The following is a 26468-nucleotide window of genomic DNA, read 5'->3' on the forward strand; positions in this document are numbered from 1 at the left end:
TGAAAAATATTTATGATTAGGTAAATCTTATTGAACCGCCAAGTACCGAACGGTATGCTTGGTGGTGTGAGAGGTCGCTGAATAAATTAATTATTCAGCTCCTACTCGATTACTTATTTATAAAAAACTTAAAAAGTATGTTGTTATAATGAAGAATATTGTTATAATTATTAAAGAACATAATAGGAGGGGTTATTCATGAAGGGGATTTTAAAGGATTTATTTCGTTGTTTTAAATTATCTTTAAAGATATTTTTAGTTCCTTTAATTTTAGGTGCTGTGGTTGGGTTAATAGCTAGTTTAATTAGGGGAGAATTTTATCTTCAAGAAATATTTAGCTTTGTAAATAGAATGACAATAAGAGTATCGTGCTTTGGACTTGCCATTTCAGCTATAGGGCTTGTAAAGACTAGAATGATGGAACCCTTAAATTATGAAGAGAAATGGGTAGAATATTTTAGTGTACTGAACTTAGTTGGAGTTATATTTTTTATTTCATTATTTATGTTAGGTTATTCAGTGATAATAGATGTGGCTTTATTTAGAATTTATTAAATAACTTAATTGGTGTAGTACCGTTTGGGCTACACCAATTTTATATGTATTTACAAAATAAAAGTTGTGATAATTTTGCAGGATGTTCATAATTTTTGCTTTATAGGAAAACATAAATATAGATATTATTTTGAATGCTTTTAATAAAAAAATATTACTTATTTCAAAGTTCACGAAAACTTTAAAAAAAAATTTATTATACAGTTAGTGCTTATGGTATACTGTTATTAGCAATTTAACAGGAATAAAGCACATAAATGGGGTAAGGAGAGTTTAATATGATACAATTTAACAAAGTAACTAAGATTTACGATAATAATGTAATAGCATTGTCGAATATTGATATTACTATTGAAAAAGGAGAATTTGTATTTCTTGTAGGGCCAAGTGGAGCAGGGAAATCTACTTTTATTAAAACACTTTTAAAAGAGGTAGAACCAACTACAGGTAATGTTATTTCCAATGGTATAGATTTAACGAAATTAACCAGAAATCAGGTACCCTATTATAGAAGAAAAATTGGATTGGTTTTTCAAGATTTTAGGCTAATTGATAATCTAAATGTTTATGAAAATGTAGCATTTGCACTTAGAGTTATAGAGGCTTCTCCAAGAGATATAAAGAAAAAGGTACCATTAGTTTTGGATTTAGTTGGACTTTCAAAAAAGCATATGGCTTTTCCACGTGAATTATCTGGTGGCGAGCAGCAAAGGGTATCTCTTGCTAGGGCAATAGTAAACAATCCTGCTTTGTTAATAGCAGATGAGCCAACAGGTAACTTGGACCCTGAAACAGCAGCTGAAATCATGGATGTGTTAAATGATATTAATAAGGCTGGTACTACAATAGTTATGGCAACACATGCAAAAAATATAGTAGACTCTATGAAAAAGAGAGTAATAGCTATAGAAAAAGGTGTTTTAGCTAGAGATGAGCAGAGGGGAAGATACGGTTATGAAGATTAGTACAATTAAATATTTTATTGTGGACGCTTTAAAGAGTTTAAGACGAAATAAAACTGTCAGTATAGCATCAGTGGCTACAGTTGCAGCTACACTGTTTATTTTAGGTGTGTTTTTACTAATTGTTTTTAATGTCAATGCAGGTGTTAGTGAATTAGGTTCAAAACTAGAGGTGAAGATTTATCTTAAAGATGAGTATACAATTTCAGATAAAATAGCTATAGAAAAAGCGCTAAACGGTGTAGAAGGAGTTTCAAATATTAAATTTGAAAATAAAAGTGATGCACTGGTAAAGGTAAAGAAGCAATTTGGAGAAGATAGTAAGGCGTTAGTACAAGGCTTTGAAAAAGATAATCCTTTTCCTAATGCATTTTTAGTAAGGGTAGAAAAACCAGAAGTTGTAAGTAATGTAGTTAAAGCTGCTGAAGGGCTTTCAGGAATTGAAAAAATTAAGGATGTCCGTGAGATTGTTGATAAGATCATAAAGATAACCAATACCCTTAAGGTAATTGGGCTTATATTGTTTGCAATTTTGATAAGTGTATCTTTATTCTTAATAGGAAATACAATTAAACTTACTGTTTACTCAAGACGAAAAGAAATTGGTATTATGAAATATGTTGGAGCTACTGATTGGTTTATAAGGTGGCCATTTATTATTGAAGGAATGATACTTGGTGTTGCAGGAGCAATTATTTCTACTGTAATACTATATTATTCTTATGATGTAGTATTTGGAAAGTTTGCGAATATATCATTAGGATTTTTAGGGTTTACTCTAATTAGTCCATATTTTATACTGGGAACTATCTTATGGCAATTTATATTAGGTGGGTTGTTTATTGGAGCGGTAGGAAGCATTATATCAATAAGGAAATTCCTAGTTGTGTAATAACAAATATATTTATTTTCTTATTAGTGTTATAAATTCTATATATTCACATAAATAATATATAGAGAATTACAAAGAGGTGTATTAAATGGGCGATCAAAATAAGTTAGATCAGTTTAAAACTGTAGAAACCCGTAGCGAAGTAGGTAAAACTAAAAAAAACAAGAGTATTGCGTGGATTATAGTTTTGGTGCTAGTTACTAATGTTATAACTTTATTTGTTTCAAATCAAATTTCTATAAGAACTCCTAATGGAAAGGTTATAATAGGAAGAGAAGCTTATAACGAAATCTCAAAATTTCAAAAATTATTTTTAGTTAAGAACAAGTTATATGAATACTATGATGGTAAAATTGATGACGATGTTTTAGTAGAGGGAGCTATCAAGGGTATGACTAATTCCCTAGAGGATCCTTACACAGTCTTTATGAATAAGAAAGAGTTCTTAGATTTTAACACTCAAACAGAAGGGGCTTATACGGGCCTTGGGTTACAGGTAGGAGTTAAAGAAAATAATATAGTTGTAATTGCTCCATTTGATGAATCGCCAGCCAAAAAAGCTGGAATAATTTCTGGAGATATTATTGAAAAGGTTAATGGGACAGATGTATCTGGAAAAGAGCTTGAAAAAGCTGTTTCAATGATGAAAGGCAAGGAAAATGAATCAGTTACCTTAACTATTAATAGAAAAGGAAAAGGTAGCTTTGATGTCAGCATGAAGCGCGCTAAGATTGAACTTATAACAGTTAAGGGTGAAATGCTAGAAAATAGTGTTGGATATATTCAGCTTACTATGTTTGATGAACACACTGGTGATAATTTCAAAAAGAAATTAACAGAATTGCAAGCTAAGGGCATGAAGAGCTTAATAGTGGATTTAAGAGGTAATCCTGGTGGACTTCTAGATCAATGTGTAGATGTAACTTCTAATTTTGTACCAGAAGGAAAGGTTATAACATACACAATAGATAAAGATAAGAATAAGAAGGAATATAAGTCTAAAGGTGGTTCTGCTATAGGAATGCCACTAACAGTATTAACAGATGGAGGAACTGCAAGCGCTTCAGAAATTTTTTCAGGAGCAGTAAGGGACTATAAAGTTGGTACTTTAGTTGGAGAAAAAACTTTCGGTAAGGGTGTAGTTCAAACTATGCTATACAGAAGTGTTGACGGGTTTAATGACGGTACTGCATTAAAAGTAACTATATCAAAGTACTATACACCTGTTGGGGAAAATATACATCATATTGGAATAAAGCCAGAAATAAATATTGTATATCCTCAAGAACTTAAAGAAAAAGATTATGATAGAAAATTAGATCCTCAGTTTAAAAAAGCTTTAGAGCTAGCTAAGGATAAAATCAAGTAATAATACAAGTATCTACTAAGTCATTTGGTAGATACTTGGTTTTTAACAACATTTTGGAAGCTTGAAGTCTGCCATCTTCTATAAGTGGCAGTTGCCTAGTCCAGAGAAGTTACTTTTGTGGCAATCTAAATCTGCTTCCGAAGTTGTTAATATTGCAGCACCGCAGGTGATGATTTAACAACAATAAGTACACACATATGATATGCATGGCTCGAGGATAATGCATGTAGAAAATATGGATAGTCACAGTGATATGAGGGGAGAATTTTATCCGATGGACATTGCTATACATACTTTAAGGGCAGTTGCTTCTGCAATTGTAGACCCGACAAATGCTCTTATTTTAATGATGATTACATTGATTTTTTACAATAAAAATAAAAAAATAGCTATTATGCAGAAGATGATAATGGGAGAAAGTATAGATTCACCTTTCGAATTAACTATATCTCAAGTTGTAATAGGAATTGCTGCTGGAGCGGTGGCAAGTCTAATATTTACCTTCCTAGGTTTAGTTTTTGATGAAAATTCAAGTATTTACTTGCTGTTTATGGTGTCATTATTCTTTATGGCATTTAAACCTAGATTTATTTGTTTTTCTTATTCCGGTGCAGTTCTCGGTATAATAAGTCTAGCTTCTAAATATTTAGCAAGTATACTACATATGCCACAGTTAAATATCATAAATGTAGATATTCTTACCCTAATGACTTTGGTTGGAATACTTCATGTTATAGAGGGTGGATTAGTAATGATAGATGGTTCAAGAGGAGCTATTCCTGTTTTTACAAATAGAGATGATAAGATTATTGGTGGATTTGCATTAAAAAGATATTGGGCATTACCAATTGCTATTCTTATACTTTTAAGTGCGAGTACATCAGATTTAGTTACAGGGCAAAGCATTATGACTCCGCAGTGGTGGCCTTTAATAAAGGGGGACATAGTACTTAAGATTTTGAAGACGTCAGTTATTGCATCTGTTGCTTTGTATGGAGTTATCGGCTATAGCAGTATAACTTTTACTAAGAGCAAGAAAAAAAAGAGTATTACTTCAGGCGCTTTAATAATTGGATATGGTGTAATATTAACAGTTGTTTCACAACTTGCAGCATTTGGAGCAGTTTTCCAACTGTTTATTTTGATATTCGCTGCTGTTGCCCATGAAGCAATGATAAGAATAGAAAAGCATACGGAGCTTGTTGGAAAACCTAAATTTGTTAGTAGTAAGCAGGGTATAATGGTACTTGAAGTAGTGCCAAAATCACCTGCATTCCAAATAGGAATTGAAAGTGGAGATTTAATAGTTGAACTTAATAATGAATTAATAGAAAGTGAACAGGAAATTTTCAATATAATTAGAGGAAGCTATAATTCTATATCTCTTAAAATTAAAAAGCCTTCTGGAGAACTAAAGGACATAAGTTATAGTAATATGAGTGGCAACAAAAGACTAGGAATAGTTGTAGTGCCAAGAGAAGTACCAAAAGATACTACTATAGTAAAAGTGGATGACGAAAGCTTTAAAGATATACTGGAGAAAATGAAAGATAAAGACAAGGAATGAGTTTATAGCGTAACTGAGGTTGCGCTTTTTTTATTGTCTGAAAAAGTATGAAGCTTCTCCTGCTTGCCTTGCAATCGAGCTTGGTACTAGAAATTCCATTAAGAAATTCTAATCTTTTGCGAATATAAAATCATCTACCGCTCACACTCAGCGTCCTGCTTCGGGCTCGCTATGCCGCCGTCCTGGCGGAATTACGACGATTTTATATTAGCAAAGAAAGAATTTCTAAATGGAATTTCAATAGTCCTTTCGCCTCTTATTGCAAGTCACTTCGGAGAAACTTCATACTCGCTATTAGTCTAATAAACATAAAAGAGGTCTCAGTTTTTGTAAATTCTTGCATGTTGATAAAAGAAATTTACAATGTTATAATTCTATTATAATATATTGAGATAATATACGACGATATAAATGAGGTGTTAAAATGGATATGGAAACAAAACATATGTTTGAATTAATATTAGCTAAATTAGGCGGTATGGAAAACAAGCAAGATAGTATGGAAAAAAGACAAGATGAGATGTATGTGATGCAAAGAGCGCTAGAGGAAAATGCAAAGGTAACAAGAGCAGAACAAAGCAAAATGATGTATATGCTTGCTGATATACAAGGGAAAGTTACAAAATTAACTGGGGAAGTTGAGCAACATGAGAATTTTATTAGTCAAATAAGGGCAATTAAATAAAAAAATAATGATTATATATTCATCCTTAGGGTTTAACCCTAAGGATGTTTGTATATCTGTATCAAAATTATCATAATCTAAATAACTTTTACTTTATTAAGGTTGCACTAGCTTCTCCTGGCAATCATTTCAATTTCAACCTGAGCTCCTAGAGGCAATGAAGCTACTCCAATAGTTGTACGCGCAGGATATGGTAAAGAAAACTGGTTCAAATAAACTTCATTCATTGCAGCGAATTTACCCATATCTGTTAAAAATACATTCACTTTTACAACGTTATCAGGTGTCAAACCTGCCGATTCCAATACATTAAAAAGGTTCTTAAAGCATTGATTTGTTTGGTCACAAATATCACCTTCAACAAGTTTTCCAGTCTGGGAATCTATTGGGGTTTGTCCAGATAAGAATATCAAATCTCCCGATTCAATTGCATGGGAATACGGTCCAACTGAAACAGCTCCTGCTGCACTGTAAGCTTTTCTTAACATGATAAAATTCCTCCTTATTGGTTATGATAAAACATTTTAATTCATCTTGACTCAAAATATAAATTTCTTAAATTTGACACGTGGGTGGCGCTAATCTGTTTATATACTAATTATAACATGAACTTCAAGTATAAGGGAGATGATTATCTGAAAATTGCGTCTTTAACCTTGCACGTGGCAATTCTCACGCAGTATCTTAAGAATACAGTTACATAAGGATAGTATGATATTTCTACCTTCCAGCTCTTTTGCAAGGCACGCAGGAGAAATATCATAATTGTTGCACCTAGATTAGGATACAATATATTTGACATATCAAAAACTTATAGTTAAAATATTAAGTGACGAACAAATGTTCAGATGATACATGATAATTAATAATTTTTATACAACATATAGCAATACAAGGCGGTGATTTTATGCATGAATTTAAATTGCATTCAAAGTTTAAACCTACTGGAGACCAGCCACAGGCAATTGATAGTCTTGTGAAAGGAATCGAGGAAGGAAAGAAGTTTCAAACTCTTTTAGGAGTAACTGGTTCTGGAAAGACTTTTACTATGGCCAATATTATTGAGAGAGTTCAAAAACCCACATTGGTGCTGGCTCATAATAAGGTTCTAGCAGCGCAACTTTGCTCAGAATTTAGAGAGTTTTTTCCGGATAATTGTGTGGAATATTTTGTGTCTTACTATGATTATTATCAACCTGAGGCTTATGTTGCTCAGACGGATACATTCATAGAAAAGGACTCATCTGTTAATGACGATATAGATAAACTAAGGCATTCAGCTACATCAGCATTGCTAGAGCGTAATGATGTTATTGTGGTGGCTTCAGTTTCATGCATATATGGACTTGGTAACCCAGAAGAGTATAAAAAACTCACGGTGTCTTTAAGGGAAGGCATGGAAAAGGACAGAAATAAGGTTATAAGAGATTTAATAGATATACAGTATGAAAGAAATGACATTAACTTTATTCGTGGTACTTTTAGAGTTAGGGGAGACACCTTGGATATATTCCCTGCATCTTCTTCAAGTGAAGGAATTAAGGTGGAGTTTTTTGGTGATGAAATAGAGAAAATTAGATCTTTTGATGTGCTTACAGGGGAAATCCTTGGAACTAGAAAGCATGTATCTATTTTTCCTGCATCTCACTTTGCTACTTCAAAGGATAAGCTGGAGATTGCAATAACTAGGATAGAAGAAGAACTAGAGCAGAGGCTTAAGGAGCTTACCTCTCAGGATAAGGCTTTAGAGGCACAAAGACTTAGACAAAGAACTAACTTTGATATTGAAATGATGAGAGAGGTTGGTTACTGTAGTGGAATTGAGAACTATTCTAGGATTTTAGATGGCAGGCCTGCGGGGACAGCGCCTCAAACTTTGATGCATTATTTCCCTAAGGATTTTTTAATGTTTATAGATGAAAGCCACGTAACTCTTCCTCAGGTTAGAGCTATGTTTGGGGGAGATAAATCAAGAAAAACTAATTTAGTGGAATATGGATTTAGACTTCCTTCTGCTTATGACAATAGACCATTAACTTTTCAAGAGTTTGAGGGTAGTTTAAATCAAACAGTCTTCGTAAGTGCAACTCCAAATGTTTACGAAGGTGAGCATAGTGAAAACGTTGCAGAGCAAGTAATAAGACCTACAGGACTACTAGATCCTGAAATAGAAATAAGACCCGTTAAAGGGCAAATAGATGATTTATATGCTAGTATTCAGGATACAATAAAAAAAGGGTTTAGAATTTTAGTTACAACCCTTACAAAAAAAATGTCAGAGGACTTAACTAAGTACTTAAAAGAAATAGGAGTAAAGGTTACCTATCTGCACTCAGATATTGATACTATAGAAAGAATGAAGATTATTCAGGATCTAAGGCTGGGTAATCATGATGTGCTAGTAGGCATAAATCTTTTAAGGGAAGGCTTAGATATTCCTGAGGTAGCACTTGTTGCTATATTAGATGCGGATAAGGAAGGATTCTTGCGTTCGGAAACTGCACTTATTCAAACTATAGGAAGAGCTGCGAGAAATTCAGAAAGTAAAGTAATAATGTATGCAGATAATATTACAAAATCTATGGCAAGGGCCATTGCTGAAACTAATAGACGTAGAAAAATCCAGATAGCCTATAATGAAGAAAATGGGATTACTCCAACTACTATTATTAAAGATATTAGGGAGGTAATTGGATCTATTATGGTGGCAGAGGATGAAGTGGTTTATGAAACCCTTGAAGCGGCTATGGAGGTAAATTCTGAGGTCACTAAAAAGTTAATGGATAAGTATGAAAAAGAAATGAAGCAAGCAGCTAAGGATTTACAATTTGAAAGAGCTGCGCAGCTTAGAGATATAATTTATAAATTGAAAAAGCAGATTAAAAACATTTAAGATATTTCAAAAGATGATTTGATTGCTTAATTACAGAGGAGGAACTATGAGGGATAAGATTTTTATAAAAGGTGCTAAGGTTCACAATTTAAAAAACGTTGATTTAGAGATACCTAGGGATAAGTTTGTTGTATTTACTGGGCTTTCAGGGTCTGGTAAATCTTCATTAGCTTTTGATACATTATATGCAGAAGGACAAAGAAGATACGTAGAGTCACTATCAGCCTATGCAAGGCAATTTTTAGGTAATATGGATAAGCCAGATGTGGAATACATAGAGGGGCTATCTCCTGCTATTTCCATAGATCAGAAAACCACTAATAGAAATCCACGGTCCACAGTGGGTACTGTAACTGAAATTTATGATTACTTGAGACTTCTTTATGCAAAGGTTGGGACGCCTCATTGCCCTAAATGTGGCAAGATTATTACTCAACAGACTGTAGACCAAATGGTGGATACAATAATGGAAATGCCACCTAAAACTAAGCTTTTAATTTTATCGCCTGTGATAAGGGGGAAAAAGGGTGAGCATGAGAAAATATTAGAGAATATTAAGAAGAATGGATTTGTAAGAGCTAGAATAGATGGAACTACAGTGGAGCTTATGGAAGAAGAAATAAAGCTTGAAAAAAATAAAAAGCACAGTATAGAAATAGTCATTGATAGAATTTCTGTAAAAGAGGAATCTCGTGGACGGCTTTCTGAATCCTTGGAAAGTGCTTTGAAATTGGCAGAGGGAACTGCCATAGCTAGTATTATAGATGGTGAAGATCTTCTTTTTAGTGAACATTTTGCTTGTATAGATTGCGGAATTAGCTTAGGAGAGTTAGAACCTAGGATGTTTTCTTTCAATTCACCCTTTGGTAAGTGCGATACCTGTGATGGTCTTGGTACTCTTATGGAAATTGATGAGGATTTAATAATACCAGATAGAAGTAAGAGTATTGCTGGCGGAGCTATTATGTCTTTTGGAGAAGGTAGTCTTAAGGAAGACTCCTGGACTTTTGCAGTACTCAGGGCTTTAAGCAAAAAATATAAGTTTGATCTAGATGCACCGATTGAAAAGTATGATCCAGATATTCTGAAGATGCTACTATATGGAACTAACGGAGAGAAACTTAAGGTTGACTATGTTAAGGAATTTAGAACTGGTACCTTTAACCACGCTTATGAAGGTATAATAAACAATTTAAAAAGAAGATATTTTGAAACTTCTTCTGATTATATAAAAAGAGAAGTAGAGCAGTATATGAGCGATAATCCATGCCCTAAATGCAAGGGTGCAAGATTAAGCCCAGAGGCATTAGCGGTGACAGTTGGAGATAAGAATATATATGAGTTTTGCAAAATGTCTATAACCGATGAAGTTGGGTTTTTAGATCAAATTAAGTTATCGGAAAAAAATGAGCTTATAGCAAATCAGATTTTTAAAGAAATAAATAGTAGGTTAAGTTTTCTTAAGAATGTGGGACTTAATTATTTGAATTTATCTAGATCAGCAGGTACTTTGTCTGGTGGGGAAGCTCAAAGAATAAGGCTAGCAACACAGATAGGTTCAAGTTTAATGGGAGTTTTATATATTTTAGATGAGCCAAGTATTGGACTCCATCAAAGAGATAATGAAAAACTTATTATGACATTAAAGCATCTAAGAGATTTAGGAAATACCTTGGTTGTGGTGGAACATGATGAGGATACCATGGAAGCAGCAGATTTTATTGTAGATATTGGACCAGGAGCAGGAGAACATGGTGGGCAAGTTGTTGTAGCTGGAACTTTAGAAGAGGTAAAAAACTGTGAGGGATCAATTACTGGTCAGTATTTAAGTGGTAAAAAAAGAATTGAGGCTCCAAAAGAAACTAGAGTATCCAATGGAAATAGTATAAAAATAGTTAATGCAAAGCAAAATAATCTTAAGAATGTTAGTGTAGATTTCCCCTTAGGAGTATTTACTTCTGTTACAGGTGTTTCAGGCTCTGGAAAGAGTACTTTAATAAATGAAATCCTGTATAAGGGTATCAACAAGAAGTTAAATAACTCTAAGAAAAATCCAGGCCTTCATAAGGATATTCTAGGGGTAGAGAATATAGATAAAATTATAAATATTGATCAAGGGCCTATTGGACGTACTCCAAGATCTAATCCGGCTACATATACTGGGGTATTTGATATAATTAGAGATGTATTTTCCATGAGCTCCGAAGCAAAGATTCGTGGCTATAAGCCAGGTAGATTTAGCTTTAATGTAAAGGGTGGAAGGTGTGAAGCCTGCAAGGGTGATGGAATAATCAAAATAGAAATGCAGTTTTTATCTGATGTATATGTTCCTTGTGAGGTTTGCAAAGGTAAAAGATATAATAGAGAAACTTTAGAAGTTAAGTATAAGGGCAAAAATATTGATGAAATTTTAAATATGACAGTGGAGGAGGCTGTATCGTTCTTTGAAAATATCCCTAGAATATATACCAAATTCCAAACCTTAATGGATGTTGGACTTGGGTATATTAGGTTAGGTCAACCTTCTACACAATTATCTGGTGGTGAGGCTCAAAGAATTAAGCTTGCGTCAGAGCTATCTAAAAGAAGTACAGGAAAGACCTTTTATATCTTAGATGAGCCTACTACAGGACTTCATATTGATGATGTGAGCAAACTTATTAAAATACTTCAACGGCTTGTAGATTCAGGAAATACTGTAGTTGTAATAGAACATAACTTAGATGTTATAAAGTGTTCAGATCATGTTATAGACTTAGGTCCAGAAGGTGGAGATATGGGAGGTACCATTTTATGCAGTGGAACCCCGAAAGAAATATCCTTAAATGTAAATTCATATACAGGACAATATTTAAAAAAGATGTTATAATTCAGTTATGGCTAGCATATTAATTCAATGCTAGTCTTTCATTATTTTTTAAAAGAGGAGAAAGTGTGTATGGCTAATATAAGCTTGATTATGAAATTTATAATTATAGGAATTATTTACATTATAATAATATTTGCTCTCCGAATAATGTATAAAGATGTTAAAGGTGGCGGAAAGAAAAAACCAGTAATAAAGAGACCTATGGGCCTGGAAGTTATAGAAAGAGGAGAGAATTTTAATTTAAGGGTTGGCGCTGTTATTCCCCTAAACAATGAACTATCAATTGGTAGAAATGAAGATAATCTTTTAATATTAGGGGATAAATATGTGTCATCTAAACATGCAATCATATATCTCAAAAATACAGATTATATTCTACAAGATTTAAAAAGTACTAACGGTACATTAATGAATGGCAAAAGAGTGATAGATAAAGTGGGTATAAAAAAAGGTGATGATATCCAAATAGGAACTTCAATCTTTAAGGTTATAGGATAGATTATAATGTTTACAAGGTTTTAAGAGGTTTAGCAATAGGAACTAAAGTCGGGAGTGAAAGAGGTGATAGTATGGAAAGCATAAAAGAAGAAAGGCAACTTTTAAAGTATACCTATCTCTTATGTATAGTTTTGTTTTTAAATATGTTTCTTATAGGCAAAGATGGGTTTGATAAAGGCGCAATAATAATGGGTGTAATAGTATGCTTACTTTTTGCTTATTCCTATTTTATAATAAGAAGATTTTTTCCCGATGGAGATAAATATATTTTGCTGTTTTCAAATGTTTTGGCGGTTATTGGAATGGGAATATTATATAGACTAGACTCTCCTGTTGCACTTAAACAACTCATATGGTACACGGTAGGGATTGCTATTTTTGTTTTAGTGGTAGTGCTTTTTCCAAGCTTAACTAGCTTTGGTAAGTACAAGATGTTTTATATGATATGCACCCTTATTCTTATGTCCATGGGAAGTTTATTTGGAGAAGAAATTAATGGGTCAAAAAATTGGATAATTATAAAAGGCTTCAGTCTCCAACCAACAGAGTTTGGTAAGCTATCTTTGGTGGCATATTTGGCTGCATCACTACAATATTATGGTGAAAATCTTAAGGGGCGTTCTGAGTTCGCCAGATTAAAATCCTTAATTGAACCTGGAATTGTGGTTATGGTTTCACTTGGTTTTATGGTACTTCAAAAGGATTTAGGATCAGCACTTATATTTTTTGCTATTTCAGTGACTATGTTATATATTGCTACATCAAAATTCAAATATGTAGTAGTATGTTTGGCACTTTTTATGGTAGGCGCATTTATAAGCTACAAGCTTTTTGGCCATGTACGGCTTAGGGTTTTGATTTGGGGAGATCCATGGAAATATGGATATGATCAAGGACATCAAGTTGTACAATCAATAATTTCTATAGCGGCAGGGGGACTTTCTGGAACTGGTCTTGGACTTGGATATCCTACAATGGTTCCTGTAGTTACTACAGACTTTATTTTTGCAGCAATTTGTGAGGAGATGGGCTTACTTACTGGATTTGGAATGCTTATTTTATATTTTTTATTATTTTACAGATGCATGAGAGTGCCTATTCATGGAAAGGATAAGTTTTCAAGGCTACTTGCAGTGGGATATAGTACTATGATAGCTTCTCAAGTATTGGTTATAGTGGGAGGTGTAGTTGGAGCCATTCCTCTAACAGGTATAACCCTACCTCTAGTGAGTTACGGTGGAAGTTCCATGATAATAACTTTCTTTTCCTTAGGCATACTTCAAAAGATCTCGGAGGATGGACAAAGTTATGAATGATTTTATGAATAATATAAAAAAGGTAATGTTTGTGTTTTTAATATTTTTTGTTGCTTTGATTTCCTATATAACTTATTTTTATATATTTAATAGTGAAAAAGCAGTATCTAGCACCTTTAATAGCAGGTTATGGGCAGAAAGAAATAAGGTGCTCAGAGGAACAATTTACGATAAAGACATGAAAGCATTAACTAAAAGCACAAAGATAGATGCAGTGTCTCAAAAGCAACAATATTTGCAAGGAGAAGTTTTTGCTCATGCTTTAGGTTATATGAACCCTGTATATGGTCTTTCTGGGCTTGAAAAGAAATATGATGAAGAGCTTATGGGAAGAAATACGGGAGTTTCAAAATATTTGTTTTTTAGTAAAGATACTGAGGAAAAGGTTGGTAATGGCCTAAGAACTACTCTTGATTCAAAACTACAAATGAAAGCTTTTGAACTTTTAGGAGATAAGAGAGGTGCGGTAGTGGCTATTAACCCTAAGACTGGGGAAATTTTAGCCATGGTGTCTAAGCCTTCTTATGATCCAAACAATTTGAATAAGAATTGGAAGGACATAGTTGAAAATAAGCAAGTTCCACTGCTTAATAGGGCAGTATCAGGATTATATCCGCCAGGTTCTGTTTTTAAAACAATAACTGCAATAAGTGCTTTAGAGAATCTACCTAGTATCTATGATAAAACTTTTAATGATGAAGGTAAGTTAGTTTTCAATGAAAGAGAATCCTTGAAAAACTATGATGGTGAAGTCTTAGGAAATATAGATTTTAAAACCGCTTTTGTGCATTCTAGCAATGTGGTTTTTGGAACTTTAGGTATTGATTTAGGGAATAAGGCGTTAAAGGAAACAGCAGAAAAGTTTTATTTTAATAGGGATACCCCATCTATAGGATTAACTATTGATAATAGTAGGTTCCCAAGCTATAAAAGCAATGAAAAAGGTAACATTGCACAGAGCGCTATTGGCCAAAGTGCAGTTTTAGCTACACCCATGGAAATGGCGTTAGTTGTAAGTACAATTGCTAATGATGGAATTATGATGGAACCTATGATGGTTAAAGAAATATTAGATAGTAAGGGAAAGTCTATAAAGAAGATAGAGCCTAAACGTTTAGAACAAGTTATTACAAAGGGAAATGCTAATATCATGAAGGAGTTAATGAAAGCAGTAGTGATTGAAGGTACAGGTGGTAACGCAACTCTGCCTGGAATAGTGGTTTCTGGGAAAACAGGTACTGCGGATCATAATGATGATCCTAGTAAGCAAGAAGCACCACATTCTTGGTTCATTGGTTTTGCACCTTACGATAGCCCTCAAATTGCCATAGCGGTAATTGTAGAAGAAGGAGGAGTTGGTGGTGGAATTGCTGCAGAAATTACTAGAGAACTTATTAAAAGCTATTTGAATAAATAACAAAATACACGAACATATGTGCAGAAAGGTGATATAATAAAGTCAGATATTTAACTAATATCTGGCTTTATTATATTTTACATAAAAAGACCTAATATATTTAAAAAGAAGTAATAAACTAAAGATGACAATATTGTTAATATTGCAGTAGCAATATGATGATTTAACTAAAGAAGGTGACTGTAAATGACAGGAAAGACTCATGCTGGCATTGGCAGTGTGATATATGTAGCAATTTGTAATCAATTGCCCGGGAAATTTAATTATATAGGTATGATTTTGGTGTTTTTTGCTTCAATATTACCAGATGTAGATCATCCTAAAAGTATGATTAATAAGTATATTTTACCCTTTAAAAACAAAACTACTAAAGTAACAATATATATTTGCTTGGGAATAATAATATTATGGTTTGATTTTTTGTATACCAAGGAACTTGCCTTGAAATCTTTAGCAGTGTGCTTTATAATTATTGGATTATCAACTCATAGAAATGGGCTCTTGCATAGTTTGACAGGTATGATGCTTCTAATGCTCATGCTAGGATATACTTGCACAAAATACTTGCTTCCACCTTTAGTTTATCCATTTATTATAGGATATGGATCTCATTTAGTAGGAGATATGTTTACTAAAATGGGAGTACCACTGTTTTATCCCTTTTCAAATAGAAAGTTTAAGTTTCCTTGTACTTATAAGGTGGGGTCTAAAGCGGGTAAGTTAATTGAAGAAATAATTATGATTTTTGGAGTTGTGTACATAGTTTATGCACTGCCCAAAATGCTTTAGAATAGTTTAGAGGAGGTCTGTGTGTGTTTGATTTTGAATATCAACTAAAAGTTTTACCAGAGTCACCAGGTGTATATCTTATGAGAAATCACCTTGGTGAAGTAATTTATGTGGGGAAAGCTAAAATATTAAAAAATAGAGTAAGACAGTACTTCCAAAATTCAAAAAATCATTCTGAAAAAGTGAAGGCTATGGTAAAAAATATAACTGAGTTTGAATATATTGTAACTGATTCAGAAATGGAGGCCTTGATTTTAGAGTGTAATCTTATTAAAAAGTATAGTCCAAGATATAATATTTTGCTAAAGGATGATAAGCACTATCCATTTATAAAGCTAACTATAAATGAGGAATTTCCAAGGATATTTGTGACCAGAAATATTGCAAATGATGGTGCGAAATATTTTGGTCCCTATACAGATTCAGCAGCAGTATATAGTACCATGGAACTTATAAAAAAGATATTTCCTCTTAGAACTTGTAAGAGGGTTATAAAAGAAGGATTACCAAGTACTAGACCTTGTTTGAATTATCATATTGGATTATGCAAGGCGCCATGTGCAGGATTTATCAGTAAAGGGGAGTATGGTGAAATAATAAAGGATACGGTGGATCTACTCACTGGAAAAGATAAAAATATAAAAAATGGACTTAGAAAAGAAATGGAAAGTGCAGCAGAAATCTTGGAGTTTGAAAAGGCAGGCCTTATTCGAGATAAAATAATGGCTATAGATAAAATAAATGAAAAGCAAAAAATTGTAATAGGAAATTGTGAGAATGAAGATTTTATAAATGTATATGTTGATGAAAAGGATGTCTGCATACAGATATTTTTTCTTCGTGATGGCAAGATAGTAGGACGGGAACATTTCATACTAAATGATGAGGTGGACGATGCAGAGGGGCCAGTAAGTGAACTTATTGAAGAATTTATAAAACGGTTTTATGGAGGCACAGCATTTATTCCTAAAACCATATATGTGCCTTTTATAAAAGAAGTAGAGATTCTAGAGCAATGGCTTAGCTCTAAAAAAGGTTCAAAGGTAATCATTAAGGTTCCTCAAAAGGGAGAAAAGAAAAAAACCTTAGAAATGGTAGAGAACAATGCTAAAATCACGTTAGAACAATTTAAGTTAAAGGATAAGCAAGATAAGGAACTTCATAAAGTTGCACTTCAGGAGCTTGTGGAGTTATTGGAGCTTACCGAGGTGCCACAGAGAATTGAGTCCTACGACATTTCAAATATAATGGGAGTAGATTCTGTAGGCAGCATGGTAGTTTTTGAGGATGGGAAACCCAAAAGTAGTGACTATAGGAGGTTTAAAATAAAATCTGTAATAGGAGCTAATGATTATGATAGCATGAGGGAAATCCTAGAACGAAGATTTAGACGTGGGCTTTTGGAAGTAGAAAAAATAAAGGATAGAAATTTAGAATTAAGTAAGGGTAAATTTTGCATATTTCCTGATTTAATTCTAATGGATGGTGGAAAAGGTCAAGTTAATGTAGCATTAGAAGTTCTAAATAGCCTTAATATTAATATACCAGTTTGTGGAATGGTTAAGGATGACAAGCACAAAACACGAGGTTTAATATATAATAATATAGAACTACTTATGAGGAGCAATTCTCAAGGTATGCACTTAATTACTAGAATACAAGATGAGGTACACAGATTTGCCATTACTTATCATAGAACTTTAAGAGATAAAAGAACTTTATATTCTATATTAGATAACATACCTAATGTAGGAGAAAAAAGAAGAAGAGAGTTATTAAAGAAATTTGGTAGCATTGACAACATAAAAAATGCAAGTAGCAAGGAACTATCGGAGACGCCATCTATGGATAGTAAGGCCGCGCAGTGTGTTTTAGAGTATTTTAAAAAAAATAAATAACAAAAGAGAAAGAGGCTTGAAGTATAAACTATGAATTTAAACTGTTGAAATATCTTAGGAAAAGGGTTAAACTATATGGGTTATAACTTTAATAGCATAAGCTATAAAGCTTACAACATAAATCTATACAAATATATTAATATTTTCAAGGAGTTTTATATGGAAAATTATGCAGAAGTAGCAAGACAATTAGATGAAGTAACGAGCAAAGCGAATATAATGATAGATGAACCTATGAAAAGTCATACTTCCTTCAAAGTAGGTGGGTTAGTTGACATATTAGTAACTCCAGAAGATGATTTAGAAGTTCAAGCTATAATAAGAATTTGTAATAAAAATAAGGTTAAGTATTATTTAATGGGTAATGGTTCTAATTTAATTGTACGCGACGGTGGAATTAGAGGGGTAGTTATAAAACTAACTAAGCTTGATAAGATTCAGGTAGAAGGAAACAAAATAATAGCACAAGGTGGAGCTAGTTTGCACAATGTGGCACAAGTAGCATTAGGTATTGCACTTAAAGGTATGGAGTTTGCAAGTGGAATTCCAGGTAGCATTGGTGGAGCAGCGGCTATGAATGCAGGGGCCTATGATGGTGAAATGTCTATGATTCTAGAAAGTGTATTAGCCATTAATAGTGATGGTGAATTATTAACTTTAACCAAGGATGAAATGGATCTTTCGTATAGAAGTAGTGCTATACTAAAGCATGGGTATGCTGTAGTAAAAGTTACTTTGAGCCTTCATGAAGGGGACAAAGAAGTCATAAAAGCAAGAATGGACACCCTTGCTAAAAAAAGAAGTGATATTCAACCGTTAGAATATCCGTCAGCAGGAAGTACATTTAAAAGGCCAGAAGGATATTTTTCAGGTAAGCTAATACAAGATTGTAATTTGAAAGGCGTTTATGTTGGTGGAGCACAGGTGTCTGAAAAACATTCAGGATTTATTATTAATAAAAATGATGCAAGTGCAAAGGATATTCTAGATCTAATTGTATTTGTTCAAAATGAAGTACGAGAAAAGTTTGGAGTAGAACTAACCACTGAGGTAAGGATTTGGGGAGAAGATTAATCTTTGAAAAATTACTTTTAAAAGGTGTTATTAGTAGACCAGGATATTTACTAAGATTTTAAAATGCACAACAATTTAATTGTTGTGTATTTTTTGTGCCATGATTAATTTAATTAGCTTTAAATGTGTTATAATTAATAAATAAAATTGGCATTAGCTTAGGAGGTTTTTTAATGAGATTTGTTATTTTGACAGGATTATCAGGTGCTGGGAAAACTCAAACTATAAGGAACCTAGAAGATTTAGGATTTTTTTGTGTGGATAATTTGCCACCTTCGTTAATCCCAAAGTTTGCAGAGGCCTGTTATCAAAGTAATGGAAATATAGATAAGATTGCGTTAGTTATAGACATTAGGGGAGGAAAGTTCTTTGATGATTTATTCGGAAGTCTAACCTATCTAAAAGCAGAAGGATATAAGTATGAAATACTGTTTTTAGAGGCCTCAGATGAAGCTCTTATTAAAAGATATAAGGAGACAAGGCGAAAACATCCATTAGCACCAGAAGGTAGAGTTTTAAATGGAATTGCTACAGAGAGGCGAAAACTTAAGGATGTACGTGAACGTGCTGACCATATTATTAATACAACTAAACTTTCTGCAAGAGAGCTTACAGAAGAAATAAACGATATTTATGGTGAAGAAGGTCAAATGGAAACTAAGATTATGATAACTGTGCTTTCTTTTGGATTTAAATATGGGATACCTATGGATTCAGATTTGGTATTTGATGTTAGGTTTTTACCAAATCCATATTATATTCCAGAACTTAAGCAGTTTTCAGGGAATGATAAACCTGTTAGAGATTATGTATTAGAGTTTGAGGGCACAAAAGTATTTATAGATAAACTTCAAGATATGCTAGAGTACCTCATCCCAAATTATAAAAAAGAGGGAAAAAGGCAGCTAATTGTTTCTATAGGCTGTACTGGGGGAAGACATAGGTCTGTAGCCATAGCTAATAGAATCCATGAAATATTAGATCGTAGTGGATATAGTGTTAATATAGATCACAGAGATATAAATGAAGATGTAAATCGAGGTGGCGGAAAGCTATGATGCCATGGCGAAAAGCTATAGCAAATAGGGCATCGCTTAAGTCTGGAATCAGTATAAAAAGATGGATTATCCTAGGTATTATGGGGTTGTTATTTTTGGTTTTCGGAGCTATTTTGTCTATAGATAAAAAAGATTTTTCTTTGCAAAGTATAGCAATTCCCATATTACTTATAGGAATTGGAGTTTTAAATATATATGTAGCAGCAGTTCAAGGTATTAAGTATTTTATTATATTGATAAATACAAGAAACTTAGAGGTGGCCATAAATTCGAAAAAATCAGGGAATTCACTGCAGGCTAAGAGATTGCTTGTAAAGGGACCTAAAATTGTAGTAATCGGAGGAGGTACTGGACTTGCAACTATGCTCCGAGGCTTAAAAAAATATACTAATAATATAACTGCAATAGTTACTGTAGCAGATGACGGTGGAGGATCCGGGGTTTTAAGAGAGGATTTAGGTATGCTCCCTCCTGGGGACATTAGAAATTGTATTTTAGCCTTAGCTGATACAGAGCCACTTATGGAGGAGTTACTACAGTATAGGTTTAAAGATGGAAGGCTAAAAGATCAAAGTTTTGGCAACTTGTTTTTAGCAGCAATGGATGGAATATCAAATAATTTCGAAGAGGCTGTTCAGAAGATGAGCTCGGTCCTGGCAGTTACAGGAAGGGTTATCCCTGTAACTTTAGATAATATGATTTTAAAGGCAAGACTTAAGAATGGAAGAGTGATCCAAGGAGAATCCAATATTCCGAAAGCTGCACTAGAGTATAATAGCGGTATTGATGAGGTTTTTATAGAACCAAAAGATGCTAAAGCAATTAAAGAAGCATTAATTGCTTTGAATGAAGCAGATGCAGTAATCCTAGGGCCGGGTAGCCTATATACTAGTATTATCCCCAATTTATTAGTAAGGGAAATAAGAGAGGCGTTGAATAAGACAAGAGCCTTAAGAATTTATGTGTCAAATGTTATGACTCAACCAGGGGAAAGTGATAACTACACTGTATCCGATCATATAATGGCAATTAATAAACATGCTAAATGCAAAGTTATCGATTATGTTTTAGTAAACATAGGTACAATAAATAGTGACCTAGAAGAAAAATATCTTAAAGATAATTCTAATATAGTTAATATAAATGAAGAAGAAGTTAAAAAGCTAGGCATAGGGGTAATTAAAAGTGACCTTGTTAAAGTAAGGAAAGGCTATGTAAGGCATGATGAAAAAAAACTTGCTTCTATTTTGATTGAAACAATTATGGAGAAAAAACTATTTTATGATAAAGAAAAAATAGTTGAGTACCTTTATTTATCAGAGAGGCTCAAGGAACATAAAAACAAATAATAAATTAATATTTGTTTTTACGTTTCTTTGGCAAATAAACATAATAAGGAGTAGAATAATGTCATTTTCGTCTAAGGTTAAAAATGAAATTTGCAGATTTACAGAAATGAGTAAGAAAGAAGCCATGGCTGAACTGGCAGCTATAATGAAGGTAAGTGGAACTATCGGGCTAGGTTCAAATAAGCAAGTGAATTTTCAAATAACCACTGAAAACCCTGCAATAGCAAGGTTGATATTTAAGTTACTAAAGGAACATTTTGATATTCACGCTAGACTGTTAGTTAAGAGGAGTAATTCTCTTAAGAAAAAGAATGTTTATGTGGTTATAATTACAGAAGAAATGGGTGTCAAAGATCTGTTAAAGCAAGTAGCAGTATTAGAGGATGGCAACTTTTTTTCCATAGATTATACTATACCGGAAAGATTAATTGAAGCTGAAGAGTGCAGACGTAAATATATAAGAGGTGCTTTTTTAGGTGGTGGTAGCATTAGTAACCCAGAAAAAAACTACCATGTAGAGTTTGTTACACATGATGAGGGTTATGCAGAGGAGTTATGCAGACTTATTAATAGTTATGGATTACTTTCAAAAATAATACAAAGAAAAAATAGTTACGTGATTTACATTAAGGAAGGTGAGCAAATTGTGGATCTTCTTAATATAATTGGTGCACATAGTTCATTATTGTTCCTTGAAAATGTACGGATAATGAAGGAAATGAGGAATAATGTAAATAGACTTGTAAATTGTGAAACTGCAAACCTTAGTAAAACAGTAAATGCTTCAGTAAGACAAGTAGAAAGCATTAAGTTAATACAAAAGGAAATTGGGTTTCAAAGATTGCCTAAAAACTTAAGAGAAATTGCGGAGCTAAGACTGGAATATCCAGATGAATCTTTAAAGGAACTAGGGGCAATTCTAGAACCACCAGTAGGTAAGTCTGGAATTAACCATAGACTCAGAAGAATAGAAAAAATAGCTGAAGAATTAAGGAAAGAAGGAAGGTAAAATATATAATGTCGAAGCATGAAGAGATTATTAATTATATTCTTTCACTGCAGATTGGAACTAAGATTTCGGTAAGGGGTGTAAGCTCAGTGCTGGGGATTAGTGATGGTACAGCATACAGAGCTATAAAAGAAGCTGAAGTTATGGGGATTGTAAACACTGTGCCTAGGGTCGGTACTGTTAGAGTTTCTAAGGTATCTAAAAAAAACATTGAGAGTCTTACCTATGCTGAAGTTGTAAGAATTCTTGATGCAAGAATATTGGGTGGAAAAGAAGGTATAAATAGAAGTTTAAATAAGTTCATAATAGGTGCAATGGCAGTAGACACAATAAATAATTATATAAAACCAGGATACTTACTTATTGTTGGGAATAGGGAAGAAGCGCAGGAGCTTGCACTTGAAAATGAAGCAGCAGTATTAATTACTGGAGGTTTTGATTGTAGTGAAAAGATAAAGGCTTTGGCAAATGAAAAGGATATTCCTATTTTATCCTCTACTTATGATACATTTACTACAGCAAGTATGATAAATAAGGCTATTTCTGAAAGTATGGTTAAAAAAGAAATAATTTTAGTGGAAGATGTTATGGAACCTGATGTGAAATATCTCAGGGGAAATGACACTATTGCTATTTGGAAAAAGCTACTATCAGAAAGCAATCATGAGAGATATCCTGTAGTTGATGAGAATATGAATCTTATTGGTATAGTTACTTTAAGAGACATACAGGGACATAATGATGATAATGAACTTATACATAAAATCATGAGTAAACAGCCTATAAGTGTAACACCTAAAACAACTGTAGCTTATGCTGCTCATATTATGGGTTGGGATGGAATAAAGCTTTGCCCTGTACTTGATAAAAAAAGGCTTGTAGGAGTTTTAAGCATTGAAGATGTTATAAAAGCCATGGAGTTTGCACTAAGACAACCTCAAGTATCAGAAACTATAGAGGATCTTATATTAAAGAATTTTAAATATAAGCGTGAGGGAGATAAGATGCACTTTAACGGTGAGATTATTCCTCAGATGTTAGACCCTGTTGGAACGGCTTCTTGGAGTTCTTTGAATATGTTGTTGTCAACTATGGGAATAATGGCTTTAAGACAAAATAATAATATTAATATTTCTGTAGATAGCATTATGGCATATTTCATGAAACCAGTACAAATGGGTAGTAATATAGATATAATTACAGAAGTTGTGGATAAAGGTAGAAACTTTTCTAAGGTAGAAATTAGTATGTACAATAGTAAAAAAGAAGCTGTAGCAAAGGCTATGATTTCTGCCAAGGTATTTAGTAAATAACAAGTCTTTTTAGTGGTGGATTAATAGGTTTAAATTGTGGAGTCATTTACTGTTACCTGTGGATAAATATAGCGTTTAAAGGGAAGTGAAAATGTGAACCAAGAATTAGAAAAAGAAGACCTGGGAAGTTTTGTCCATCTTCATGTTCATACAGAGTATAGCCTTCTTGATGGTTCAGGCAAGATTAAAGAGCTTTTAGCTAAAACAAAGGAACTTGGCATGAAGAGTATTGCAATAACAGACCATGGAGCAATGTACGGCTGTGTTGAGTTCTACAAACAGGCGAAGGAGCAAGGAATTAAGCCAATCATAGGTTGTGAAATATATGTAGCAGCTAAAGATATGAATATAAAGCAAGTGGATAGGGAAAATGAAACTCACCACTTAGTGCTTTTAGTTAAGAATGCGATAGGTTATGAAAACTTAATGCAGATAGTATCTGCTGCATCAATTAAGGGTTTTTATTATAAACCTAGAGTTGATTATGAGTTTTTGGCAAGATTTAGTGAAGGAATAATTGCTAGTAGTGCTTGTCTTGGTGGCGAGATTCAGAGTCATCTTCTACGGGATAATTATGAAAAAGCCAAGGAAATAGCTTTAAAGTATAGAGAGATATTTAAAGATGGTTTCTACTTAGAATTACAATATCACGGTATGGAGGATCAGCTTAAGGTTAATGATCTTTTAGTGGAATTATCAAAAGATACTGGAATACCACTAATTTGCACCAATGATACTCACTATATTAATCAAGAAGATGCCAAGGCTCATGATGTTCTTCTTTGCATTCAAACGGCAAAAACTGTGGATGAAGAAAATAGAATGAGGTACCCTTCTGATGAGTTTTACCTAAAATCTCCAGGCGAAATGCAAAAATCCTTTGCTTATGTTAAAGAAGCTCTAAGTAATACGGTGAAAATTGCAGAGCAGTGTAACTTTGATTATGAATTTCATGTATCAAAACTACCAAAGTTTCCACTGCCAGATGGTGTGGACCCTTATGATTATCTAAGGGAAATTTGCTACCAGGGAATGATCGAGAGGTATAAGGTTTTTAGTTGCTTATTATCTAATCAATTTTCAATAGAAGCTGTAAACGAAATAGCTAAAGGAAATATTGACGCCAAAGAGTATGTAGACAGGCTTGAATATGAACTTAATATTATAAAACAAATGGGATACATAGATTACTTTCTTATAGTATGGGATTTTATAAAGTTTGCAGTAGAACATGATATCCCAACGGGGCCAGGTCGTGGTTCTGCAGCAGGATCTATAGTTGCCTTCGCTTTAAATATAACTAAAATTGATCCAATTAAATATAGCTTGATTTTTGAGAGGTTTTTGAACCCAGAGAGGGTATCAATGCCAGATATAGATTCGGATTTCTGTTACGAAGGCAGGCAGGCTGTAATTGATTATGTAGTGGATAAATACGGGTCAGATAATGTATCGCAAATTATAACCTTTGGAACAATGGCCCCTAGGGCTTGTATAAGAGATGTAGGAAGGGCTATGAATTATTCCTATGCAGAGGTAGACAAGATTGCTAAGATGATACCATCTGTGCTTAATATAAGCATAGATAAAGCTCTTGAAATGAATGCTGAGCTTAGGGGTCTTTATGAAGACGATACACGTGTGGAAGCACTTATTGATATTGCAAAAGCCTTAGAGGGACTTCCAAGGCATAGTTCCACTCATGCAGCGGGTGTAGTTATTGCATCTAAGCCTTTAGTAAACTATGTCCCTCTTCAGAAAAATGATGAAATGATAGTAACACAGTTTCCCATGGGAACATTAGAGGAGCTTGGCCTTTTAAAGATGGATTTCCTAGGGCTTAGAACTTTAACAGTAATGAGGGATTGTGTGAAGCTCATAAAACAAAATAGAAAAGTGGATATTGACATAGATGATTTGGACATTGAAGACCACAAAGTTTACAAGATGATTGGAGAAGGAAAAACTGTAGGTATATTTCAACTAGAATCTGCAGGAATGACTAGCTTTATGAAAGAACTTAAGCCAGACAATTTAGAGGATATTATTGCTGGAATAAGTTTATATAGACCAGGTCCTATGGCAGAAATTCCACGTTATATAAGAAATAAAAATAGCATGGATAAGGTGGAATATGAAACACCTCAGTTAGAGGATATACTTGGAGTTACCTATGGAGTAATGGTTTATCAAGAACAGGTTAGTGCGACACGTTTCGCAAAAAGATAGAAATATCGAAGATGTGACAGTTAGAGAAATCTAATTAGAACTTATAATTTGAAGAGTAGAATGAAGGAGTAACGCCCTGAAATGCTCTCTCTAATAGTCCCCACATGCATGAGAAGTTGAATATTCAATTGTATGAAGCTGGGTAAGGCAGGTTGAAAATTACCCTAACAGAAAAGCTCATTGTTACAACGTCGTTGGAATAATAAGTGGTGCTGAGGAAAATAGCATAGAGATATGTGAAGTAATCTATAGACCGAGAGGCTATAAAATATCTATGGTGAGAATGTATTAGTAAATACTGACGAACTTCCGAATGTACGGGTCCTGAGTTCTAAGTAGTAGAAATGCTACAGCCCCTTGTGGGGAGTTAGTGAGGTTGAGTAAGATTTTGCTTTATGAAAGACCTTATAGTGTTACAGGCACTATCAAGCTAACGGGCTTAAAGGAAGCACCTAAAGATATATGTAAAGCTAAAATTATAGGAACGTGGAAAGCTTGAAACATGGAGGAAATTCAATCCCTATGAAATGTTGATAAGGAAAAACGAAATTTGTTATAACTTATCTTAATTCAAGTGATAGTGAAGCCATAGTACTGATGAAACAGGGATAATAAACTGCGGAGGAATGGGCTTTAGTCGGATTATATAATAATTAAAATATAACATTATTATCAAAATTGATAATTTCAAAGGTTCGAGTAAGACTAAGAGAATGTACTGTCAAA

20 protein-coding genes and 1 pseudogene are annotated in these 26468 nt (G+C 33.4%); 20 read left to right on the forward strand and 1 reads right to left on the reverse strand.

Annotation, left to right across the window (positions count from 1 at the left end; translation table 11 throughout):
- Window positions 1-198: 198 nt before the first annotated feature.
- The 6 genes from LGK97_RS12010 (at window position 199) to LGK97_RS12035 (ending at window position 6030) form a co-directional block, all read left to right on the forward strand.
- Window positions 199-555 carry a hypothetical protein gene (locus tag LGK97_RS12010; RefSeq protein ID WP_226260015.1) on the forward strand — a complete coding sequence of 119 codons (357 nt, stop codon included), beginning with the start codon at window positions 199-201 and terminating at the stop codon, window positions 553-555.
- Window positions 556-833: 278 nt separating this feature from the next.
- Entirely contained in the window at window positions 834-1520 is a 687-nt protein-coding gene (gene ftsE / locus LGK97_RS12015) for a cell division ATP-binding protein FtsE (RefSeq protein WP_226260016.1), read from the forward strand.
- Entirely contained in the window at window positions 1510-2409 is a 900-nt protein-coding gene (gene ftsX, locus LGK97_RS12020) for a permease-like cell division protein FtsX (protein WP_226260017.1), read from the forward strand. The genes ftsE and ftsX overlap by 11 nt, the downstream gene beginning before the upstream one ends.
- An 88-nt stretch (window positions 2410-2497) precedes the next feature.
- Entirely contained in the window at window positions 2498-3778 is a 1281-nt protein-coding gene (locus tag LGK97_RS12025; protein WP_226260018.1) for a S41 family peptidase, read from the forward strand.
- Window positions 3779-4052: 274 nt separating this feature from the next.
- Window positions 4053-5345, forward strand: a complete 1293-nt coding sequence (locus tag LGK97_RS12030; RefSeq protein ID WP_226260019.1) for a PDZ domain-containing protein — start codon at window positions 4053-4055, stop codon at window positions 5343-5345.
- A gap of 424 nt (window positions 5346-5769) precedes the next feature.
- On the forward strand, window positions 5770-6030 hold the full coding sequence (locus LGK97_RS12035; RefSeq protein ID WP_226260020.1) for a hypothetical protein: 261 nt from the start codon (window positions 5770-5772) through the stop codon (window positions 6028-6030).
- Between the two features lie 107 nt (window positions 6031-6137).
- Here LGK97_RS12035 and LGK97_RS12040 read toward each other — a convergent pair whose 3' ends face one another.
- Window positions 6138-6518: a Rid family detoxifying hydrolase gene (locus LGK97_RS12040; protein ID WP_226260021.1), complete on the reverse strand. Its 381-nt coding sequence runs from the start codon at window positions 6516-6518 to the stop codon at window positions 6138-6140.
- Between the two features lie 419 nt (window positions 6519-6937).
- On the opposite strand from LGK97_RS12040, the gene uvrB reads away from it, so the two are divergent.
- From uvrB to LGK97_RS19800, 14 genes and pseudogenes are all read left to right on the forward strand, one after another.
- Entirely contained in the window at window positions 6938-8923 is a 1986-nt protein-coding gene (uvrB, locus tag LGK97_RS12045; protein ID WP_226260022.1) for an excinuclease ABC subunit UvrB, read from the forward strand.
- A gap of 46 nt (window positions 8924-8969) precedes the next feature.
- The gene (gene uvrA / locus LGK97_RS12050) at window positions 8970-11792 is read left to right on the forward strand and encodes an excinuclease ABC subunit UvrA (protein ID WP_226260023.1); all 2823 of its coding nucleotides are present in this window, start codon (window positions 8970-8972) and stop codon (window positions 11790-11792) included.
- A 69-nt stretch (window positions 11793-11861) separates the two neighbouring features.
- Entirely contained in the window at window positions 11862-12290 is a 429-nt protein-coding gene (locus LGK97_RS12055; protein WP_264175029.1) for an FHA domain-containing protein, read from the forward strand.
- A 71-nt stretch (window positions 12291-12361) separates the two neighbouring features.
- Entirely contained in the window at window positions 12362-13606 is a 1245-nt protein-coding gene (locus tag LGK97_RS12060) for an FtsW/RodA/SpoVE family cell cycle protein (protein ID WP_226260025.1), read from the forward strand.
- Window positions 13599-15023, forward strand: a complete 1425-nt coding sequence (locus tag LGK97_RS12065) for a peptidoglycan D,D-transpeptidase FtsI family protein (protein ID WP_226260026.1) — start codon at window positions 13599-13601, stop codon at window positions 15021-15023. The genes LGK97_RS12060 and LGK97_RS12065 overlap by 8 nt, the downstream gene beginning before the upstream one ends.
- 186 nt (window positions 15024-15209) lie before the next feature.
- Window positions 15210-15812, forward strand: coding sequence for a metal-dependent hydrolase (locus tag LGK97_RS12070; protein ID WP_226260027.1), 603 nt, complete (start codon window positions 15210-15212; stop codon window positions 15810-15812).
- A 23-nt stretch (window positions 15813-15835) separates the two neighbouring features.
- Window positions 15836-17710 (forward strand): excinuclease ABC subunit UvrC, encoded by a 1875-nt coding sequence (gene uvrC / locus LGK97_RS12075; RefSeq protein WP_226260028.1) that lies wholly within the window; start codon window positions 15836-15838, stop codon window positions 17708-17710.
- A gap of 159 nt (window positions 17711-17869) precedes the next feature.
- Entirely contained in the window at window positions 17870-18784 is a 915-nt protein-coding gene (murB, locus tag LGK97_RS12080; protein ID WP_226260029.1) for a UDP-N-acetylmuramate dehydrogenase, read from the forward strand.
- A gap of 173 nt (window positions 18785-18957) precedes the next feature.
- Entirely contained in the window at window positions 18958-19842 is an 885-nt protein-coding gene (gene rapZ / locus LGK97_RS12085) for an RNase adapter RapZ (RefSeq protein ID WP_226260030.1), read from the forward strand.
- On the forward strand, window positions 19842-21191 hold the full coding sequence (locus LGK97_RS12090; RefSeq protein ID WP_413228433.1) for a gluconeogenesis factor YvcK family protein: 1350 nt from the start codon (window positions 19842-19844) through the stop codon (window positions 21189-21191). Before rapZ ends, LGK97_RS12090 begins: the two co-directional genes overlap by 1 nt.
- 58 nt (window positions 21192-21249) lie before the next feature.
- Window positions 21250-22200, forward strand: coding sequence for a DNA-binding protein WhiA (gene whiA / locus LGK97_RS12095; RefSeq protein ID WP_226260032.1), 951 nt, complete (start codon window positions 21250-21252; stop codon window positions 22198-22200).
- 8 nt (window positions 22201-22208) lie between these two features.
- Complete coding sequence (locus LGK97_RS12100; RefSeq protein WP_226260033.1) at window positions 22209-23513, forward strand: DRTGG domain-containing protein; 1305 nt, start codon at window positions 22209-22211, stop codon at window positions 23511-23513.
- Window positions 23514-23606: 93 nt separating this feature from the next.
- Window positions 23607-25715, forward strand: a pseudogene (gene dnaE / locus LGK97_RS12105) (DNA polymerase III subunit alpha); the annotation flags it as partial.
- 403 nt (window positions 25716-26118) lie between these two features.
- A complete protein-coding gene (locus LGK97_RS19800) occupies window positions 26119-26241 on the forward strand; it encodes a hypothetical protein (protein WP_264175030.1) in 123 nt (40 codons plus the stop codon).
- Window positions 26242-26468: the final 227 nt, after the last annotated feature.

The organism is Clostridium sp. CS001 (genome assembly GCF_020443565.1).
In the GTDB taxonomy this organism is placed as follows: Bacteria; Bacillota; Clostridia; order Clostridiales; family Clostridiaceae; genus Clostridium_AD.

Excerpts from the sequence above, each read along its gene's own strand:
- LGK97_RS12010 (WP_226260015.1), top strand. The coding sequence starts at position 199 with ATGAAGGGGATTTTAAAGGATTTATTTCGTTGTTTTAAATTATCTTTA.
- ftsE (WP_226260016.1), top strand. The coding sequence starts at position 834 with ATGATACAATTTAACAAAGTAACTAAGATTTACGATAATAATGTAATA.
- ftsX (WP_226260017.1), top strand. The coding sequence starts at position 1,510 with ATGAAGATTAGTACAATTAAATATTTTATTGTGGACGCTTTAAAGAGT.
- LGK97_RS12025 (WP_226260018.1), top strand. The coding sequence starts at position 2,498 with ATGGGCGATCAAAATAAGTTAGATCAGTTTAAAACTGTAGAAACCCGT.
- LGK97_RS12030 (WP_226260019.1), top strand. The coding sequence starts at position 4,053 with ATGGACATTGCTATACATACTTTAAGGGCAGTTGCTTCTGCAATTGTA.
- LGK97_RS12035 (WP_226260020.1), top strand. The coding sequence starts at position 5,770 with ATGGATATGGAAACAAAACATATGTTTGAATTAATATTAGCTAAATTA.
- LGK97_RS12040 (WP_226260021.1), bottom strand. The coding sequence starts at position 6,518 with ATGTTAAGAAAAGCTTACAGTGCAGCAGGAGCTGTTTCAGTTGGACCG.
- uvrB (WP_226260022.1), top strand. The coding sequence starts at position 6,938 with ATGCATGAATTTAAATTGCATTCAAAGTTTAAACCTACTGGAGACCAG.
- uvrA (WP_226260023.1), top strand. The coding sequence starts at position 8,970 with ATGAGGGATAAGATTTTTATAAAAGGTGCTAAGGTTCACAATTTAAAA.
- LGK97_RS12055 (WP_264175029.1), top strand. The coding sequence starts at position 11,862 with ATGGCTAATATAAGCTTGATTATGAAATTTATAATTATAGGAATTATT.
- LGK97_RS12060 (WP_226260025.1), top strand. The coding sequence starts at position 12,362 with ATGGAAAGCATAAAAGAAGAAAGGCAACTTTTAAAGTATACCTATCTC.
- LGK97_RS12065 (WP_226260026.1), top strand. The coding sequence starts at position 13,599 with ATGAATGATTTTATGAATAATATAAAAAAGGTAATGTTTGTGTTTTTA.
- LGK97_RS12070 (WP_226260027.1), top strand. The coding sequence starts at position 15,210 with ATGACAGGAAAGACTCATGCTGGCATTGGCAGTGTGATATATGTAGCA.
- murB (WP_226260029.1), top strand. The coding sequence starts at position 17,870 with ATGGAAAATTATGCAGAAGTAGCAAGACAATTAGATGAAGTAACGAGC.
- rapZ (WP_226260030.1), top strand. The coding sequence starts at position 18,958 with ATGAGATTTGTTATTTTGACAGGATTATCAGGTGCTGGGAAAACTCAA.
- LGK97_RS12090 (WP_413228433.1), top strand. The coding sequence starts at position 19,842 with ATGCCATGGCGAAAAGCTATAGCAAATAGGGCATCGCTTAAGTCTGGA.
- whiA (WP_226260032.1), top strand. The coding sequence starts at position 21,250 with ATGTCATTTTCGTCTAAGGTTAAAAATGAAATTTGCAGATTTACAGAA.
- LGK97_RS12100 (WP_226260033.1), top strand. The coding sequence starts at position 22,209 with ATGTCGAAGCATGAAGAGATTATTAATTATATTCTTTCACTGCAGATT.